General features: G+C 57.9%; 14 protein-coding genes and 1 tRNA gene. 11 read left to right on the top strand and 4 right to left on the bottom strand.

The features are described from left to right. The first annotated feature begins 186 nt into the window (after nucleotides 1-186). Genes ACVISU_RS19440 through ACVISU_RS19410 form a run of 7 tightly spaced genes read left to right on the top strand, consistent with a single transcriptional unit; the run spans nucleotide 187 to nucleotide 10,014 of the window. Nucleotides 187-921: a recombinase family protein gene (locus ACVISU_RS19440; RefSeq protein WP_456710859.1), complete on the top strand. Its 735-nt coding sequence runs from the start codon at nucleotides 187-189 to the stop codon at nucleotides 919-921. Then, nucleotides 914-2,428: an N-6 DNA methylase gene (locus ACVISU_RS19435; RefSeq protein WP_456707997.1), complete on the top strand. Its 1,515-nt coding sequence runs from the start codon at nucleotides 914-916 to the stop codon at nucleotides 2,426-2,428. The genes ACVISU_RS19440 and ACVISU_RS19435 overlap by 8 nt, the downstream gene beginning before the upstream one ends. Beyond that, the gene (locus ACVISU_RS19430) at nucleotides 2,418-3,632 is read left to right on the top strand and encodes a restriction endonuclease subunit S (protein WP_456707996.1); all 1,215 of its coding nucleotides are present in this window, start codon (nucleotides 2,418-2,420) and stop codon (nucleotides 3,630-3,632) included. The genes ACVISU_RS19435 and ACVISU_RS19430 overlap by 11 nt, the downstream gene beginning before the upstream one ends. Beyond that, on the top strand, nucleotides 3,629-6,676 hold the full coding sequence (locus ACVISU_RS19425; protein WP_456707995.1) for a type I restriction endonuclease subunit R: 3,048 nt from the start codon (nucleotides 3,629-3,631) through the stop codon (nucleotides 6,674-6,676). The genes ACVISU_RS19430 and ACVISU_RS19425 overlap by 4 nt, the downstream gene beginning before the upstream one ends. Continuing rightward, nucleotides 6,676-7,266, top strand: coding sequence for a YgjP-like metallopeptidase domain-containing protein (locus ACVISU_RS19420; protein ID WP_456707994.1), 591 nt, complete (start codon nucleotides 6,676-6,678; stop codon nucleotides 7,264-7,266). The genes ACVISU_RS19425 and ACVISU_RS19420 overlap by 1 nt, the downstream gene beginning before the upstream one ends. Continuing rightward, nucleotides 7,208-7,498 (top strand): M48 metallopeptidase family protein, encoded by a 291-nt coding sequence (locus tag ACVISU_RS19415; protein ID WP_456707993.1) that lies wholly within the window; start codon nucleotides 7,208-7,210, stop codon nucleotides 7,496-7,498. The genes ACVISU_RS19420 and ACVISU_RS19415 overlap by 59 nt, the downstream gene beginning before the upstream one ends. Beyond that, a complete protein-coding gene (locus ACVISU_RS19410; RefSeq protein ID WP_456707992.1) occupies nucleotides 7,492-10,014 on the top strand; it encodes a DEAD/DEAH box helicase family protein in 2,523 nt (840 codons plus the stop codon). Before ACVISU_RS19415 ends, ACVISU_RS19410 begins: the two co-directional genes overlap by 7 nt. Nucleotides 10,015-10,710: 696 nt before the next feature. Here ACVISU_RS19410 and ACVISU_RS19405 read toward each other — a convergent pair. After that, nucleotides 10,711-10,783, bottom strand: a tRNA-Gln gene (locus ACVISU_RS19405). A gap of 149 nt (nucleotides 10,784-10,932) precedes the next feature. Between ACVISU_RS19405 and ACVISU_RS19400 the strand changes: the two genes are divergently transcribed. Both ACVISU_RS19400 and ACVISU_RS19395 read left to right on the top strand, forming a co-directional pair. After that, complete coding sequence (locus tag ACVISU_RS19400; protein WP_456707991.1) at nucleotides 10,933-11,367, top strand: hypothetical protein; 435 nt, start codon at nucleotides 10,933-10,935, stop codon at nucleotides 11,365-11,367. A gap of 253 nt (nucleotides 11,368-11,620) precedes the next feature. Continuing rightward, a complete protein-coding gene (locus ACVISU_RS19395) occupies nucleotides 11,621-12,541 on the top strand; it encodes a metallophosphoesterase (RefSeq protein ID WP_456707990.1) in 921 nt (306 codons plus the stop codon). A 30-nt stretch (nucleotides 12,542-12,571) separates the two neighbouring features. Here the strand turns inward: ACVISU_RS19395 and ACVISU_RS19390 are convergent, their stop codons facing one another. Both ACVISU_RS19390 and ACVISU_RS19385 read right to left on the bottom strand, forming a co-directional pair. Next, the gene (locus ACVISU_RS19390) at nucleotides 12,572-12,835 is read right to left on the bottom strand and encodes a hypothetical protein (protein WP_456707989.1); all 264 of its coding nucleotides are present in this window, start codon (nucleotides 12,833-12,835) and stop codon (nucleotides 12,572-12,574) included. 176 nt (nucleotides 12,836-13,011) lie between these two features. Continuing rightward, nucleotides 13,012-14,301 carry a recombinase family protein gene (locus ACVISU_RS19385; RefSeq protein WP_456707988.1) on the bottom strand — a complete coding sequence of 430 codons (1,290 nt, stop codon included), beginning with the start codon at nucleotides 14,299-14,301 and terminating at the stop codon, nucleotides 13,012-13,014. 405 nt (nucleotides 14,302-14,706) lie between these two features. Between ACVISU_RS19385 and ACVISU_RS19380 the strand changes: the two genes are divergently transcribed. Both ACVISU_RS19380 and ACVISU_RS19375 read left to right on the top strand, forming a co-directional pair. Continuing rightward, complete coding sequence (locus ACVISU_RS19380; RefSeq protein ID WP_456707987.1) at nucleotides 14,707-16,032, top strand: AAA domain-containing protein; 1,326 nt, start codon at nucleotides 14,707-14,709, stop codon at nucleotides 16,030-16,032. Between the two features lie 4 nt (nucleotides 16,033-16,036). Then, a complete protein-coding gene (locus ACVISU_RS19375) occupies nucleotides 16,037-17,326 on the top strand; it encodes an AAA domain-containing protein (protein WP_456707986.1) in 1,290 nt (429 codons plus the stop codon). 105 nt (nucleotides 17,327-17,431) lie between these two features. Here ACVISU_RS19375 and ACVISU_RS19370 read toward each other — a convergent pair whose 3' ends face one another. Beyond that, entirely contained in the window at nucleotides 17,432-18,535 is a 1,104-nt protein-coding gene (locus tag ACVISU_RS19370) for a hypothetical protein (protein WP_456707985.1), read from the bottom strand. Between the last annotated feature and the right edge of the window lie 197 nt (nucleotides 18,536-18,732).

Genomic DNA, 18,732 nt, shown 5'->3' with positions numbered 1-18,732 from the left:
GGCTGGAGAACGCGTTTTTCTCCGAATCCTAGAACGTCGGGAGTTTGGTACAGTACGGCATTCGGCGAGAAACAAGGCTCTCATCCGGGCCGGTTTTGAATCTCTCTCGCTCAACCAAAAAACTCAGGAAATCGTAACATATAGATCATTTAAGTTGCTACCAAATCTGCTGTTTCCACGAAAGCAATATCCTATCTCCGCACGTCAAGCGCCGCAAATGTCGGGGCTGACAAGGACAGCGACCAGCAGCAGCGGGCCGCCGTCGAGGCCTACGCGATGCGGGAAGGGCTGGAGATCGTCGAGGAGTTTTACGATGCCGACGTCAGCGGTGCCGATCCAATCGAGACGCGACCAGGGTTTGCCGCGCTGCTCGACCGGATCGAAGATAATGGAGTCAGGACAGTGCTGGTCGAAGACGCATCGCGCTTCGCTCGACAGCTGATCGTCCAGGAGGCTGGCATCATTGCCCTGATTGCTCGCGGTGTTCGTGTGGTCACCCCAACAGGAGATGATCTCACGGCTACTGGTGATCCGTTCAAGGTCGCCATGCGCCAGATAGCTGGAGTGTTCGCCCAGTTGGAAAAGGCCAGGCTTGTTGGCAAGTTGAAGGCTGCGCGTGATCGCAAGCGGGCCGCCGGAACTAAAGTTGAAGGGCGGAAGAGCTACGCCGAGATTGATCACCGAGACCACGCAGGACAGATGATCGCCTTAGTCAGACGGCTTAGACGGAGGCGGCCGAAGGGGGGTGTTGGCTTAGGGACATCTCGGCTGAACTCGCTCGGGTCGGCTTTACCAGTGAGAGTGGTAAGCCATATGCCGCTACGGCGATTGCCCGTATGCTGGCGAGATCAAGACGTGAAAAGCGGCCGCAAGGGCCACGATGGTCGCGGTGGTGTGAGTAGGTGGGGACGAAATGCTTGATAAGTCGGTGCGTTGGATGACGCTTGAGGAGCTGGAGCGACATCTTTGGCAGGCTGCGGACATTCTCCGCGGCCATGTCGACGCGGGGAAGTTCAAGGACTACATTTTTGCGCTCTTGTTCTACCGTCGACTTTGTGACGTGTGGGACGAGGAGTTCGAGGTCCTGCTGGCTCAAACCGGTGATCGGGTGGAGGCTGCCGATCCCGACGAGCACCGCTTCCATGTTCCGCCGCAGCATCACTGGAGCGCTGTTAGGAAGCACTCCACTCAGATTGGGCAGCATCTGAATAACGCCTTCGCTGCGATCGAAGACGCGAACCTGCGACTTCGCGGAGTGTTCGGCGACGTCGACTTTGCCAACCAGGAGCGCTTTCCAGACGCACGGCTAGAGAAGCTTCTTGCCCATTTTGAGAAGCACCGGCTACAGAATATGGACGTGTCGCCCGACATGCTGGGCGACGCCTACATGTATCTGATCGAGCAATTCGCTGAGGGAGCCGGCAAGAAGGGCGGCGAGTTCTACACTCCCCGCCAGGTCGTGAAGCTGATCGTCGAATGCCTTGATCCCCAACCAGGAATGTCGATTTACGACCCCACCTGTGGTTCGGGGGGCATGCTGCTGGAAGCCGTTCAGCACCTAAAGAACAAAGGTCAAGACCCGCGTAGCCTGTCGCTCTTTGGGCAGGAGAAAGAGCTGGATACTTGGGCGATCGCCCAGATCAACCTGTTCCTCCATGATATCGATGACGCATTCATCGCCAAGGGCGACACCATCCTCGACCCGAAGCGATATGATCCGAGCGCACAGGAGTTCACGCCCGGCATTGGGGCCTATGACCGGGTGATGGCCAATCCGCCCTTCTCGCAAAAGATTTGGGGCCACGAAGTCTGGATCAATGGTGATCCATTCGGTCGCGACACCTACGGTGTGCCACCCAGGGGCTACGGCGATCTCGCCTTCGTCCAGCACATGGTCGCGTCACTAAAGGACGACGGCATACTTGGGGTCGTCGTGCCGCATGGTGTCCTGTTTCGTGGAGGTGCCGAGGGCCGCATACGCGAGGCCATGTTGAGGGCCGACATCATCGAGGCGGTCATCGGGCTGGCGCCGAACCTATTCTATGGCGCGAGTATCCCCGCAGCGATCTTGATTGTCCGCAAGACCAAGCGCAACGAACGGAGAGGTAAAGTTCTAGTCATCAATGGCGATCAGACCTTCCAGCCAGGCAAGGCCCAGAATCATCTAGCAGATGCCGATGTGCGACTACTGGCTGAAACCGTCCGGGGCTTTGCAGACATCCAGAAGCTGGCGCGTGTTGTGGATGTCGAGGAGATCGCCTCTAACGGCTTCAGCTTGAACATAAGCCGCTATGTCCAAACTGGTGCGGCGGTCGAGGTTGCAGATGTGACCGCTGAGGTCACCAAGCTCCAAGACTTGATCTTCGAGCGCGACAAGGCCGAGGAAGTGATGTTCGGGCACCTCAAGAGGCTCGGTTATGTCGACTGAAGCTCCCGTGGGGTGGCGATCTGGCCAGATTACCGACCTAGTTACCGAGGTCGCGGTGCGGATTGATCCCCGAGCAGCCGCTGATCCGGACACTCCGTACGTCGGGTTAGAGGACATTGGGCAAGGCACCGGTACGATTGTCTCGGTCGGCCGAGCGAGTGACGTCACGAGTCAGAAGTCAAGCTTTGCGGCGGGCGATATTCTGTTTGGAAAACTGCGACCCAACCTCAGGAAGGTTGCTCGTCCCGACTTCGGCGGCATCTGCTCTACAGATATCGTTGTGTTCCGGGCAAAGTCTCAAGTTGATCCTGATTTCGCATTTCGGGTTCTATCGTCCGGACCTGTGATCGAGCACGCAATTGCTCAGTCTGCCGGAACCAAGATGCCTAGAGCTCACGCTCGATCTGTTCTCGACTTCGGCGTTACCTTTCCTCCACCCGACGAGCAGCGGCGGATCGCCGAGGTGCTTCGGTCGGTGGACGAGGCTCATCGGCTGAACAATCAGACACTGACCCAGCTGCGTCTCCTCCGCGCCCGCGCACTCCGCGACATGTTTACGGCGAAGGGTGGGACCGAATTTGAAGACACGATCCTCGGTCCGCTCCCGCGTGGATGGTCGGCGATCCCAGCGGAGGATATCTGCGAGGCCGTCATCGACTGCAAGAACAGAACGCCGCCAGTGACCGAAACCGGCTTCGCAGTCGTTAGAACACCTAATGTGCGAAACGGACGCTTCGTGCGGCACGACCTCGTGCGTACCGACCCTGCTTCTTTCGAGGTATGGACCCAAAGGGGGCGCCCCCGAGTGGGTGATGTCCTCATCACTCGTGAAGCTCCCATAGGGGAGGTCTGCGCTGTGCCGGCAGACGAGCCGATATGCCTGGGACAGAGAATGATGCTTTATCGGCCAGCGCCCTCGAAACTTGATAGTTCTTTCTTGCTTTACGCGCTTCAAAGTCAACCGGTTCAGGACCATCTTCGAAACCTTGGGGGTGGTTCGACAGTGGGACATGTTCGTGTGGGCGATATCCGCACGTTGCCAATTCCTTGTCCCGATAAACCGACGCAGATCGCCATCGCGAGGGTGCTCGCGGAGATTGATATCGCGCTCGATTATGCCACCGCGTCCTGCGCCCGGACGGCAAGTTTGAAGGTCGCTTTGCAGTCCGATCTCATCTCCGGCCGCACCCGGGTGCCCGCTTGAGCGAATACCGTCTCGCGGAAAAACCAACCCTCGATGCCCTGACGGCGATGGGCTACGCCGCGCTTCATTGCGAGGCGGCGATGGCCATGCGTCAGGAATCAAACCGCGTGCTGTTGAAGCCGGTGCTGGTCAAGGCTCTTCGGGAGCTGAACGAGGGACTCGGCGCCGAGGACGCCGAGGCGATCTACAGCGACCTCTCCACATTGTCAGACAACGAGGAGTGGCAGCGGCGTCTGCGTGGCGCCTATTCCCGGCGGTTGAACGGCGAGGCCAAGGACAAGCCAGTCGCCCTGATCGACTTCAAAAGACCCGATAGAAACCATTACCACGTCGTGCGTCAGTTCAAGGTCGATGCGCAGCGGTCGCGGATCGCCGACCTTGTGGTATTCGTGAACGGCATCCCGCTGGTCGTGATCGAGGCCAAGTGTCCACTGAAGGCGGCTGATCGAACCGGCCAGGCTTTTGAGCAGATCAAGCAGTATGAGCGGGACATCCCGCGTTTGTTCTATTCCAACGCCTTCAACATCGTCACGGACGGAATAGCGACGCTGTATGGCGCAACCGGCGCCCCGGCTAAGTTCTACGCCCCTTGGCCCGACCCGTCGCCACGATCGCGCGACGAGTTCTCCGAGGACCTGATCAAGGATCTGTGGTGCTTGCTGGAGCCGGCGCGCCTGCTGGACTTGTTGGCCCACTTCATCGTCTTTGAGACCGATCCCGATAGCGGGAGACGAATCAAGAAAATCTGCCGGTATCAGCAGTTCCGAGCCGTTAACAAGGCGGTGAACCGCGTCGCCGAGGGTATCAAGAAAAAGGGGCTGATCTGGCACACGCAGGGCTCGGGCAAGAGTCTGACGATGGTATTCCTCGCCCTGAAGCTGAAGACCCATTTGACGCTGGACGCGGCGACGCTCCAGAACCCCAACATCCTCGTGCTTACCGATCGCATCGATCTGGACGACCAGATTTCCAAGACCTTCGTCGCCTGTGGCCTGCCCAATCCGAAGCAGGCGGCCTCGGTCGGCGAACTGCGCGAGGCCGTGGCGCGTGCGGGCGCGGGCCAAATCCTGCTCTCGACCATCTTCAAGTTTCAGGGTTCGAAGGAGCCTATTCCGCACTCGGATGATTGGATCGTACTGGTGGACGAGTGCCACCGTACGCAGGAGAAAGATCTTGGCGCCTTCCTTCAGGCGACTTTGCCCGAAGCCCGCTACTTTGGCTTCACCGGCACGCCCATCAAGAAGGCCGACAAGGACACCTATGCTCGCTTCAGCGAGCCGGGCGAAACCTACCTCGACAAATACGGCATCGACGACGCGGTGCGCGACGGTGCTACCGTCCCGATCCTCTACGAGGGCCGGAAGACCGAATGGTCGATCAACGAGGCCGAGATCGACATCCTGTTCGATCGCTGGTTCGTCGATTTGTCCGACGAGAAGCGTGAGAAGCTGAAGCAGAGAGGTGTTAGCCTTGCCCTGATCGCCAAGCACCCCGAACGCATCCGGCTGATCGCCCGCGATATCTGGGAGCACTTCAAGCAGACGTGCCGCCCGGATGGCTTCAAGGCCCAGATCGTCGCCATCGACCGTGAGTCTGTAGTACTCTACCGCACAGCCCTGACCGAAGTGATCGAAGCCGATTTGGCGAAGGACGGCATGACACCGGCCGAAGCTGCTGCGAAAGCTGATGGCATCATCGCTTGCGTGTTCTCCAAGAGCCAAGAGGACGACAAGCCGAGCGAAGATCCGGACATCGAGGCCGTCCGCGCCGAACTCCGCGCCCACTACCTCGACGCGGACGGGGAGAAAGCTGCAAAAAAGGCATTCAAGGGCAGCACTGACGAACCAAGCTTTTTGATCGTCTGTGACAAGCTGCTAACGGGCTTCGACGCGCCCAACGAGCACGTTATGTATCTGGACAAGCCGCTGCGCGAACACGGGCTCCTTCAGGCCATTGCCCGCACCAACCGCACCTGCTCGGTCAAGCGACCGGATGGCAGGACCGTCGACAAGCCGCATGGCCGGATCGTGGACTACATCGGCATCACGCAGCACCTAGACGACGCCCTGTCATCCTATCGCGCCGAGGACGTTCAGAGCGCCCTGCGCGACCTCGACCTCTTGCGCCGCGATCTACGTGAAACCCATGCCCGGTTCACGCGCCAGCGACGGCTGATGGGCCTCGAAGGCATGGGTGAGAAGGCCGCCGCCTTTGCCGTCGAGAAGCTGGTCTCCAACGGCCACGAGGACGATTGGTTCGAGCTTCAGCGGCTGGGCCGTCAGTTCGTGCGCACCTATGGGGACCTCTCTCCGGATCCCGCCATCCTGGATTTCACCGAAGACATGAAGTGGACGGCGGTGTTCCTGCGGCTGGCCCAGCAGGCGATCACCAAGGACGAAAGCCTCGACCACTTGACCTACTCGGGCAAGATCAGGGACATGTTGGAGGAACACGTCCGCGCCACCGGACTGACCACGACCGTCCGCCTTCGCAACATCACCGACCCGGACTTCGATGACGATTTCCAGACCGAGGAGAAATCGGAGGAGGAGCTTCACGAGGCGTTTGTGCGAAAGGCCGCCGAACTGAAGCGCGTGACCCGCGAATTGGTAGATAAGAACCCCGCTCAATACGGTCGGTTCTCTGAACGGGTGCTGGAGATCATCCGTCGCTTCGAGGAGGGGCAAGTCGCCGCAGCCGAAGGCCTCAAAGACTTCGAAGACCTGACCGGTGGGATAGCGGCCGAGGCGGGCGCCCATGACGAATTGGGTATGGACCAGCGCGCCTTTGCGATCCTGCGGATTATGGAGCCGCATGCGCCAGAAGGATTTCGGGCGCCTTTGCAGGCGGTCGCCGTCGAAGTGGGCGGTCTCTATGCCAAGGCTCAAGCCAGCCAGCCGTCATGGTTCTTCATGGACGGATACAAGAAGCAGTTGCGCCGGGAAGTTCGCGGTCTGTTGCGCCCGCTTGCCTTGGATGACACCAACGTCGTCGGGGACGAGATCGAGGATTTCGCGGTCCACGCTTATGCCGAGGCCCACTGATGGGAATTGTGCGCATCGGTCAGACGAAGATCGCCTACGAGCTTCGGCGGTCCGCTGCCACATTGGAGCGGCGGATCACGGTCATGCCCGGCCACGTAGAAGTCACGGCCCTGGCGACCGACGAGGACGAGGATATCGATGCTTTCTTGCGGCGTAAGCGCCAGTGGCTGTTCAACGCTGTGCGTGAACTTGAAGCCAAGACCGCCAGCCCTCCCATCGTTCCTCGCTTTGCAACCGGCTCCAAGGTCCCGTACAGGGGGCGGATGGTTCGCCTGACAGTACGTCGCCATGATGGACCACACATCGAAATTAGCTACCGCGGCGGGTTAGTCGTCGATGTTCCATCTTGGGTCCGGTCCGAGTCCGCGATCGCCACTGAAATCTCGGTTTGGCTTAAGCAACGTGTTCGCCGAGACGTCCGTGCGATCGCATCCATCTATCAGGCGAGGTTTAATCTTAGGCCTAAATCGATCCGAGTGACCGAAATGAAGGGCGGGGTGGGGATCATGCGGTCCTGCCGGAAACCTTACGGTGAACTGGCTACTCGTGTTCGCGCCCAAGACAGTCCTAGAATACGTCATTGCCCATGAGCTGGCACACCTGAAGCATCGTTCGCACGGAAAGGCGTTTTGGTCGTTTTTGCAGCTCATGATGCCATCTTACCAAAAGCCCAAGGCGTGGCTTGGTAATCACCAGTCCTCGCTCAGCGCTGGGTTCCTTCGAGTAGCCTTGGAAGGTAAACGGCGGCAAGATGGTCTGCCGAACCACGGAGGCCGCCGCGCGAAACGTAACGAACAACCGGTTGGGGACCAGCGATGGTAAATTTCGGCAAACACCTCGCCAAAAAGGCGGTTACCAAACCTGTTGATCCGATCCAGATATACGGCAAGCTGGACCGCGCACATGACAAGGGCCCGCTGCGCCCATCACAGGAGGCAGTGCTTCAGGCATGGATCGCTCGAGACGCGAAAACTCGCGACGTGATCGTGAAGCTGCATACTGGCCAGGGCAAGACCTTGGTCGGATTACTGATGCTTCAGTCGCGGCTCAACGCCGGCAAGGGCCCGGTCGTATACCTGTGTCCAGATCACTTTCTGATCGGGCAAACCTGCGAACAAGCAAAACAGTTTGGCATAAAGACGTGCACGGCTGACGACGACCTGCCGGACGATTTCTTAAACTCAAATAGCATACTGGTAACCTCCGTTCAGAAAATGTTCAACGGCAGGACTAAGTTCGGCCTGAATAAGTCGTCGATAGCTGTCGATACCGTGCTTATGGACGATGCTCACGCCTGCTCTGATCGCATCAGGGAGGCCTGCAGTATCCGAATCCCCAATGATGAGCCAGCGTACGCGGCTCTAAAGACCCTCTTCGCTGCCGATCTTGAGCAGCAAGGAGTCGGCACCTTTGCTGATATCGAAAACAGTAAGCGCGAGGCTCTGCTTCCGGTTCCGTACTGGGCCTGGATGGAGCGGGAGAGTGATGTCGCATCCATATTGTCGTCGGCAACCGACCGCAGGTCAGTCAAATTTGCTTGGCCCCTGCTGCGCGACATGCTCGCGCATTGCCAGTGCGTCATCTCGGGAACTGCGATCGAAATAGAACCCTACGTACCGCCTCTCGATGCCTTCGGCTCTTATGCGCGCGCGAATCACCGTGTGTTCATGTCCGCTACCGTCACCGATGACGCCTTCCTGGTGAAGGGCTTAAGGCTGTCGCCCGAGACAATCACCAGCCCTCTCACCTACGATCACGAGACGTGGTCGGGTGAGAAGATGGTTATCGTTCCTTCCCTGATCCACGAAGACCTGGGCCGGGATCGGATTGTTAGCGCCTACAGCAAACCGAATCCCAAGCGATCCTATGGCATCGTGGCACTGACTCCGAGCTTTGCGCTTGGCAAGGCCTGGGAAGCGAATGGCTCAGTGGTCGCAGATCGTGAAACCATCGAGGATGCGGTGGATGCGCTAAAGCGTGGCGAGTACGAGAAGACTGTGGTGCTCGCGAACAGATATGACGGGGTTGATCTGCCTGACGCAACGTGCCGGGTCCTCGTATTCGATTCCCGCCCATATTCCGAGAGTTTGACGGACCTCTACGCCGAGCAGGTCCGCCCACGAAGCGAAGCGACGCTGATGCGGACGGTTCGGGCAGTCGAACAGGGCATGGGTCGCAGCGTTCGCGGTGAAAAAGATTACTCGGTCGTTGTGATGATTGGCTCCGATCTTGTGCGGCTCATTCGCGAAAAGAATACTGGCCGATTCCTCTCGCCACAGGTGAGCAAGCAGATCGAGATTGGCCTTGAGGTCGCCGAGATGGCTCGGCAAGACGTAGTGGAGGGCGAGGATCCGGCCAAAGCGTTCGTGGGACTTGCGCAACAATGCATTCGCCGTGATCCCGAATGGAAGGCATTTTACGCCGAGCAGATGGATGGGATTATTCCACGCGGTCCAAATCAAGGCGTACTCAAGCTATACGCGGCCGAATTGGGAGCGGAAGAGGCGTACTTGGCAGGAGATTACGCGGTTGCGTCTGAGCGCCTGCAGAAGGTCATGGACGAGGGTCACGTCGATCAAGACGACAAAGCATGGTATCTGCAGCAAAGGGCTCGGTACCATTACCGCACCGATCGCGCCGAATCTCAGAAGTTGCAAGTCGCGGCGCACAAGAAGAACCGGCTGCTGCTAAAACCGCCGACCGGCGTCACGGTTACGAAGTTGACGGTTGTGAGCCAAGGCAGGGCCGAGCGCATTGCCAAGTGGGTATCGGCCTTTGCGACCTATGCCGAAATGGATGTGACTGTGTCCGACATCCTCGGCCGGCTGCGCTTTGGCGTGAAGGCCGACAACTTCGAGCATGCGCTAGATGAGCTTTGCTGTGGTCTCGGGTTTGCAGGTGAGCGCCCAGATAAGGAATGGAAAGAGGGACCCGACAACCTTTGGGCCCTCGATGACAACCGCTATCTGATTATTGAGTGCAAGAGCGAAGTCGACGTCAACCGCGCTGAGGTCAACAAGCGTGAGGCAGAACAGATGAACCGCTCCGCTGCCTGGTTCGATAAGCATTACACCGGAATGCAGGCAAAGCGGTTGATCATTCACCCAGCTAAGCGCATCGAAAGTGCAGCCGCCTTCACCCACGAGGTCGAAGGCGTAACGGCGGCGGATCTGCGCAAGTTCGAAAAAGCCTGTCGAGAGTTCTTCAAGGGGTTTGAAGGGCAGGATTTTGCCGATTTGTCGGCGAAGCATATCCAGAAGATGGTCGATTCCCACCACCTATCTGTCGACGATCTCCTCTCCCGCTACAGCCGTAAGCTCAAGGACGTTAAGGATTAAAGGCGCTCGGGCCGGTCATAGGTTGAACGTGGTCCCGCAAGAATGGCGAATCACAGTCTTACTCTGGTGTCCGCCACCGTCCTTCTCAAGAGAGAAGCCAGATGGGAATTTATCAACGCTAAAGCCCTCTGTGGTGGCAAACATGCTGTCAGTCGTCGAGACGTCCGCTACTCCGCTCAAACCACATTTGGGGCAGGTCATCGTCAGTTGATCTCGGTCGCGTCCAGCCATTGGCAAATACTCCTGTTGGGGAAATTTGACTCGGGACCGTACCAATTTCTAGGCGCTGTACCAACCAAGCTCGCCTTCGGCGTGTCCAACCCCAAGATGACCCCGACGCCTATGGCGGCCTTCCTCTGCGTGCCCTCGCGGCCTTCCAGCGCCTCCCAACGTCGGGATTGTTCTGAACCTGTGCTTCTATGAAGGTGCGTGCGGCCTCGGCCAAAATGGTCTGCTGGTCGGCATCGAGATAGGCGGTTTGAAAGTCCTGAAATCTCTCAATCAAGTCGGAATCGAAACCAAGCTGTTTCAGCAGCGCGCCTGTGTTCCGCCGACCCATACACAATGAACTCAAGGGTTTGCTAAATATAAATAACTGTAGTTATCTATGGTCCAAGAGTCGAATCGATTCGCATCCGTTAGCGGATGCGTCTAAATGAAGAAGGCGGCCTGCATGAACAGACCGCCTTCTTTGCGAGACCCGGGCCGGATTCGAACCGGCATCGGACTGGGTTCAAAACAGCTGCCTAACCATTCGAGCCACCGGGTCACATCGGACGCCCTGCCAATTTGGCGGGGCGTTTCGTTATATGACGAGTCCACAGGCCCTACAAGCAGAGTCAGACTCTGACTCCCCCCGTTAGGCATAATTTGGATGTGATTCGACAGCCGACTCGGATTTAAGTAAGACTAGCGGTTATGGCCGACCCTGCCGCTTCAGAAAAAAACGAGCGGGATCAAGCACCTGACCAGCGTGCCGACAGTGTGCTCTCCGCCGCCAAGACCCTCCTGGAAGCTTTGCCAGCCGAGGAACGCGAGCGGATTCTAAGCGAGCTGATTAAGACCTTCCAACCGATCCCGTCACCCCGAGCTGGTTCGACCGACCTGCTCGCTGAGGTAATCCGCCTGCTTCCCGAGCAACGTTCCTGGCGAGTTGAGGATGTGCGCCGACGGATCGAAGAGCGAGGCATCGAGGCCGAACCGAAGGCCATCTACAATGTCCTGACCTACTTGAAGCGGCGAGGCCAGATACGTCACGAGGGCTATGGGCGATATACCCTCGGGGGAATCCATATCGTTACCTCGGACGAGGTCGGCGGCTCACCAGCTTGGAGCGAAATAGACGACACGTAGAGGAGCAGCGCTCGCCGCGTGCAATAGCGATGACGTGTGTCCGGGACACAATCCCGGTACACAAAAGATCGGCAGTGGGGCCCAAAGCCCCTGAAAAATAGCGGCGTTTTGGTAGTGGCGACCCAGTCCTTTCCTGGGCACTAGCAAGGGGTGGGTGCCCTCTTCTTTTCTAGTTCCATAACATTCGATGGGCGAATCTGCGCTGGCCTGGTAGGCCAGTTAAGCCGCAAATGACTGTACGTTCCTGCTCCTGATGCCAGACAAGTTCGATATCGTCGGTGACATCCACGGCCACGCTGACGCTCTGCGGCGGCTTTTGGCCTCTCTCGGATATCAGGAGATAGATGGGCTGTTTCGCCATCCAGAGCGCCGGGTGATTTTTGTCGGTGACTTCGTCGACCGTGGACCCGAGCAGCTAGCCGTTCTGCAAATCGCAAAGCGGATGTGCGACGCAGGGCTGGCTTTGGCCGTGATGGGCAACCACGAGTTCAATGCGCTCGGCTGGGCCGAGCCGGATGGCGAGGGTGGCTTTCTTCGACCGCACACCGAAAAGAATGCACATCAGCATCAGGAATTTCTCAAGCAGATTGGAGAGGGGTCTGCTGCTCATCAGCATGCACTCGCGTGGTTTAAGAGCTTGCCGGTCTGGCTGGACCTACCCGGGCTGCGCGTAATCCATGCGTGCTGGAACAGCGTAGCCCAAGGGACGCTCGCCGGCTGCATCGATCCGGGTCATCGGTTCACCCAGCAAGGATTCCGAAGCGCTAACCAGTGCGGCACTCCGGCCTATCGGGCTGCCGAGGTGTTGCTAAAGGGGCCCGAGGTGTCACTCCCAGACGGACGCTTTTTCTTCGACAAGGATGGCCACAGGCGCCATGACGTGCGCATTCGCTGGTGGGATCCAGCGGCGGTGACCTATCGAAGTGCTGCGCTCGGCATGGATGGGGAGGAGACCACCCTGCCCGATCTGCCGCTGGTGACGGACTATCAATACAAAGATGAAACGCCGGTCTTCTTCGGCCATTACTGGCTGCGTGGAGCGCCGTTGCTTTCAAATGAAAATGCGGCTTGTCTGGACTTCAGCGTCGCGAAAGGCGGGTTTCTCACCGCTTATCGATGGTCCGGCGAAAATGTGCTTTCACCGCATAACATCGTTTACGTCGCTGCCAACTAGTCTGCCCGTACTTGGCCGGAGTTAGCTGGTTCAGGTGGTTGCCTGGAGAAGGGCCCGCTGTTCATCCCATTCCACTGGAAGCGATTGCAGTAGCCGTGCGAGATCGAGGCCCTCCGGTTGTTGGCCGTTGAGGATGGCCTCGGTGAGCATCGGCGACAGAAGAGTTAGTCGAAGCACGCGGCAGAGATAAGATTCATTGATCTTCTCGGCCTTTGCCAAATCTCGGACCGAGGCAAATAGATTGGACTCGAGCATGCCCCGCCATCGATGAGCGCGAACGAGGGCCTTGATCATGGTGTTATCGACACGCGCTGGGGCCGGCGACCAGGGTGATGAGTCGGCCGGGGTTACAACACGCTTCCGGCCTCCCTGTCGGCGCAGCGAAATCGGTATGCTCACAACAATAGTGCGGCCATCTCGGCTCAATTTGGGGCGGCCGGGTGCGCCGATGGTAATGGGAGCTGGGCGGGTCATTCGGCAGCTTGTTGAAGAACGGGCTGTGTGCTGAGTTGGTTAGTTAGTGAGGTTAGGCCCTCAACCTTGAGCGTGATGTCCAGCTTGTCCGACCCAAGATCGGCGCGCTCAACGAGCAGCTCAACGATGCGAGCTTGCTCCGCCGGAAAAAGCTCATTCCATAGTTCGTCAAACCCGAGGAGCGCTTCGCGGACATCGTTCTCATTGACGTCTTTGCGTTGCTTGCGCGCGGCGCGCCAAGTCTGGACGATGACTTCAGGCGTTTGGAGGAGAAGACGAACCTGATCGACTACGATCCGTTCGATCTCGGCAGCCGGCACCATTCTGACTGGGCAGTCGGACCTGCCCTGCTTCAGAGCTGTCTGGCTGATGTAGTAGCGGTAGAGCCGCCCGGATTTCCGCGTGTTGGTTGGCGTCATGGCTGCCCCGTCAGGAGCAAAGAGGAGGCCTCTCAGCAGTGCTGGTGATCGCGCGCGGGCGTTGTTTGCTCGCTTGCGAGGGCTCTCCTTTAAGATGCCGTGGACCTGGTCCCAGAGCTTGCGATCGATAATCGCCTCGTGTTCGCCGGGATACGACGTACCCTTATGCACCGCTTCGCCGATATAAACCCGGTTGTGGAGGATCTTGTACAGGACCCCTTTGTCGAGCAGGTGGCCATATCGGTTCTTCGCGCCGGCGGCGACGAGTTCTCGAGCCAGCAGCGTTGCGGACTTAAGCTGCACAAATCGTCGAAAGATCGCTCGCACGCGTTCAGCATCCTGCTCATGGATGAGCAACTTGCGATCGCGAACTTCGTAGCCGAGGGGCGTCCAGCCTCCCATCCACTTGCCACGCTTACGGGACGCTGCAACCTTGTCGCGGATGCGCTCGCCGATCACTTCTCGCTCGAACTGCGCAAACGTGATTAGGATGTTCAGCGCCATGCGGCCCATGGCGTCCTTGGTATTGAAGGACTGAGTCACGGAGACAAATGTGACGCCGTGCTGTTCGAATAGCTCGACCAGCTGGAGGAAATCGAGCATCGAGCGAGAAAGACGGTCGATCTTATAGACGACAATAACGTCGATCTTCCCGGTTTTGACGTCGGCCAGCAGCCGCTTGAGAGCAGGTCGCTCCAACGTTCCGCCCGAGAAGCCACCATCGTCGTAGCGGTCCGAAACCGGGGACCAGCCCTCGGCTCTTTGGCTCGTGATGTAGGCCTCACAGGACTCCCGCTGCGCATCGAGTGAGTTGAAGTCCATGTCGAGGCCTTTCACCTGCGCCGATTGTGCGAAGAGGGGCAGCAACTACAACGTCTGCGGACGAGTCTTTCGGAGAAGATCTCCCTATCTGCCGATGTTCCGCCTGGAGCACTCGTCGCTTGCGTCTCAGCTTTTCGCAGCGCCGGCACGTTTGCCTTTCTTTCACCTAAGTACCGCGAGGCAAAGCGGTTTTTCAGGTCGATCTCGCGTTCGTCGACGTTCTCGAGAGCAGAGGCAATCCAAAGCCTTGATGAGTTTCTTTCATTCCAGCGCAGATCGGCCGAGTTTAACAGGCAGGCCGATGCGAGTGGCCTGTTTGGGTTGTACTATCGTGGTTTGGACACCCACTTCGAGCCGTTCAGCCGCTTGGCGCGGTTTCTCGAGGGAATCTCAGGGGAGTTTGATGGACCGGAGCACATATCATTGCGTGGGCTTTTGCGCGATGGCCCATTGAACCAACTCGACCTGTTTCCTGCAATTCCTGCCACAGGTATTTCGATCAGCTTTGCATCCCTGGACGAGCGGATCGCCGCCGCGGAACAAAATGCGGTACGGATAGAAGATGCGATAGATGAACTTAGGCCTGTTGCCGGCGTGCTGAGAAATCAGCAGGTCGGGCCTGCCGAAATTCGGGACCTGAAGCTGCGGTTGGAAACGCTGCTCTCGCAGCGCTGCAGCCTCGACGATCACCAAGAGGCGCGCGAACTCTTGGGCGAGCGTTTCGCCGGTCACAAGACCCAAAGCGAGCACCTGGGGGAGTTGAGCAAATGGGCGCGGTCGACCGAAAATCACGCCTCTCTACTCCGGAATGTCCTCTTCAAGGGAGACCTGCTGGCGGCTTCTCAAGCTATCAGCGCGGTGCTGGCCTCAGAGGACAAGCTTACGACCACTTTGGCCAAGCTGGCCGAGATTGCGAAGATTGAAGCTGATGCATTTACGCGCGATCGGAGCCTCTCTGAGGCCGCCGAAGCACTAGAACTAGCGTCCTTGGATGGTAGTGGCCTGTTTGCGTTCTCGACCTTTGCGACAGCGCTTACCGATGCCGGCCCGGAAGGCATCATGCCCCTCGTGCAGGAAAGACTGAGGCATGGCTCCTTGGTAGGGTTAGGCTCTCAAGTTGAGGCGCTTGCCATACGCCAGTTGGCAAAAGCCGTGTACGCGCAGCTGGGTCGCAAGCTAAGCCGATATCGAGGTGTGAGGCTGGACGAACTCAGAGCCGCTCTCGTCGAGAAGGATCGAGAAATAATTCAGTTGTCGCGCAAGCAGCTTCGCGCCACGGTGAAGTCAACTGCGCGTCCCCCGATGGGTAATGGGATTGGTAGAAAGTCCACCTGGACGAACATGTCGCTGATCGAAAATGAGATTAGCAAAAAGCAGAGGTTCATACCTGTTCGCGATTTGACGCAACGTGCCGGAGAGGCGCTGATTGAACTCAAGCCCTGCTGGATGATGTCTCCATTGGCGGTTGCGCAGTACGTGCCAAAGGGCAGCATGCAATTTGACATTTGCATTATCGACGAGGCCTCGCAAATGCCACCGGAGTCTGCGATCGGCGCTCTTTTGCGCTGCTCGCAGGCCGTGGTTGTTGGCGACACCAATCAGCTTCCACCGAGCAGCTTCTTCAAGACGGTGATTGATGATGAGGAGGCAGACGAGGATGAAGCTGTCTTGAACGAGTCGGTGCTGGAAATGGCCAATGGCTCTTTCCGTCCAGCCCGGCGCCTCCGTTGGCACTACCGCTCGCGCCATTCGGACGCATATGGGGGTCGAGTTTAGGAACGTGAAGGGACGCTACAAAGCCGGCACCAATCCGGTTGAAGCGAAGGCGATGATCGACGCGATCATCGAGTTCATGAAAACGGATCCCGATAGGTCGCTTGGTGTGGTTACCCTGAACCAGAAGCAGCGTGACCTTATCATCGAGGAGTTCGAATACGCGATCGCGAACAGCCGCTCGGTTCAGAAGTACATGGACACGTGGAGGGAGCGGAACGATGGTCTCGAGGAGTTTTTTATCAAGAATCTGGAAAACGTACAGGGCGATGAGCGCGACGTCATATTCATAGGGACGGTATACGGTGCGGAAGAACCAGGCGCTCGCGTCATGCAGCGTTTTGGTCCCATAAATGGCCTAGCGGGCAGGCGGAGATTGAACGTCCTGTTCACCCGTGCGAAGCAAAAGATCGTGACGTTCTCGTCAATGACTGCTGCAGATATCGAGGCTGAGGAGAATAGCAACCCAGGTGCGCACATGCTCAAGCGCTGGCTGGAGTATTCGGCGAGCGGTGTTCTCGATTCTGGTGAGACAACCGAGCGAGAGCCAGACTCGGACTTTGAGCTATTCGTTATTGAACAGATAAAAGCCATGGGTTGCACCCCCGTGCCGCAGGTAGGGGTCGCCGGCTATTTTATTGATGTTGGCGTCCGTCATCCAGATTGGCCGCACGGGTTTGTTCTCGGGGTAGAGTGTGACGGCGCGAGCTATCATTCGGCTAAGTCAGCCCGCGACCGTGACCGGCTTAGACAGGAGATCCTTGAAGGTTTGGGTTGGAGGCTGCACCGGATCTGGTCGACGGACTGGTTTAACAGTCCCCGTCAAGAAGCAGAGAAGCTTCGGAAAGCGATAATCGATCAGCTCGCCGCCTTGAAGCGCCGTGAAAAGGAATTTCTTAGGACCCCCCAACCCAGCGCCACGCCTGCCGAAATCAGGGTCAAGCCAGAACAACGTGGGCCCGATGTTCTTAGCGATAGCGAGCCGATTATTGTCGAACGGTCTGATTCAAAGCAACCGAGCTCGAACAATGACCGTAGAGTCGAAGTCGGGGACACGGTGAAGTTTCGCTATCTGACGGATGACAAGCGAACGATCAATGTGACCATCAGCAAGGCGCAATCCGATACCTCGCGCGGAATTATTCACCATCTCACACCGGTGGCGACGGCGTTGCTCGGTGCGGAAGAAGGCGACGAAGTCGAGGTCCTTGTCGGGAGCTACATTCGACCGGCGATCATAGAGAGGATCTCAAAGGGAAATTTGGAATCGAATATCTCAGCGGGGCGCGGTCTATGAAGCCGGTCATCCTGTCGGCAGTGTGGTGTCTGTCGGCCATTGGCCGACTTCTTCCATAACGTCTCATTTGCGAATCCAAATTGGTTCATGTCACCAAGCGGTAGCCTACTTCCATCCCACAATTGAGGACGGAGAAATAAGGCTCGGCGACTTTGTTGATGCGTGGTCACCGCTCATGCGAAGCGAGTAGCCGCGCCGTAGATGCTCGACCACCTCTCTGATGCTTCGTAGCCGGATGTAGTCGCTTTCAAAGCGGGTCATGCTTACAACAAAGCAGCCGTCACTGTGTCGATGTGGAACGAGGATCGATCCTTTGGCGCGGCCTCGTTGCACCGTGACGCGGAGTTCGTGGCTCCCTGTTGAGGCAAGGTCTTCCGAAGCGGGACTTGTTTGGGTGCCGACGAATTTTTGATCCAATGGACGCTCCTGTTGCTTTGATTGGAGAGAGCTGGGTTTCGAGGCGAGTGGGGGTACAGAGCTGATCTGACTAACAGCCGCAACGGCGCTACGTTGCTTCTCGCCCTGTGTTGAGCGGTCACCGGCCAACCAAGCATTTATGTGGCTCTGTGCGAGTGGACTGCCATGTACGGTATGAACCCATGTCACCCGACCGTCTGAATAAGCGACAGGGTTGATTCTGCGCATACCGGGATACAGCTGACCAAGCCTGCTAAAGCAGGCGTCGATGTAGCTGTCATCGTTCGATAGCAGGACGACCACCTCCAGTCTCGCGGGTAGTTTAGAAAGGAAGTTGTGCATGCAGTTATACGCCCAATCATCTCCTGCAGCGCGCTTCGAGAGGCGGCCGATAATGTCTCCTGATTTGAGCGGTTTGCTCGTAACAGGGTCCAGATGAGCAACGCTGCAGCGAATCAGCGAACCAAACCCGAAGTCTTGCTCCTTGTCGTGGATGCGGTCTTCAATCTGCTCGTGTGGACCCAGCAGGCCAAGCTTCCGAACGATTGCCGTTACATTTTGCCGAAAGCCGGCGAACGGAATCTGCTCATGCTGAGCAGACTGCAGCAGGTTGCACTGCCGTGTTCCCTTTGAAAAGCCTAGGACGAGATAGCGCGGATTGTTCGACCCCCATGACAATGGATTGTTTTCGAGAATCCACCCGTTTCGTTCGATGCTGGTCGCCCCCCAAGTTGCGCCTGATGGAAAGCAACGCGTACAGCTAATGCGGCCATGGCTTGGTAGGCTTGTCATCGGAGCGCCTTATGCAGCCTCATGCGAAGGCGTTAGGCAAACCACAAGAAAATTAGGAATTCTATTGGCAATTATAGGAAGTTGTTGTGCGCCGCACACCAGACAAATCCCGTCGCCGACCTACTCTCAGTTTGCCGCCGAGCCGCGTTTCTTCCTCAACGTTCGAAACAGAGTAGGTGAAGACGTCACCGTTTTGA

This window comes from Bradyrhizobium sp. USDA 4452, assembly GCF_054063575.1.
Note: the sequence above shows the minus strand (reverse complement) of the source record. Positions and strands in the feature narration are given on the sequence as shown.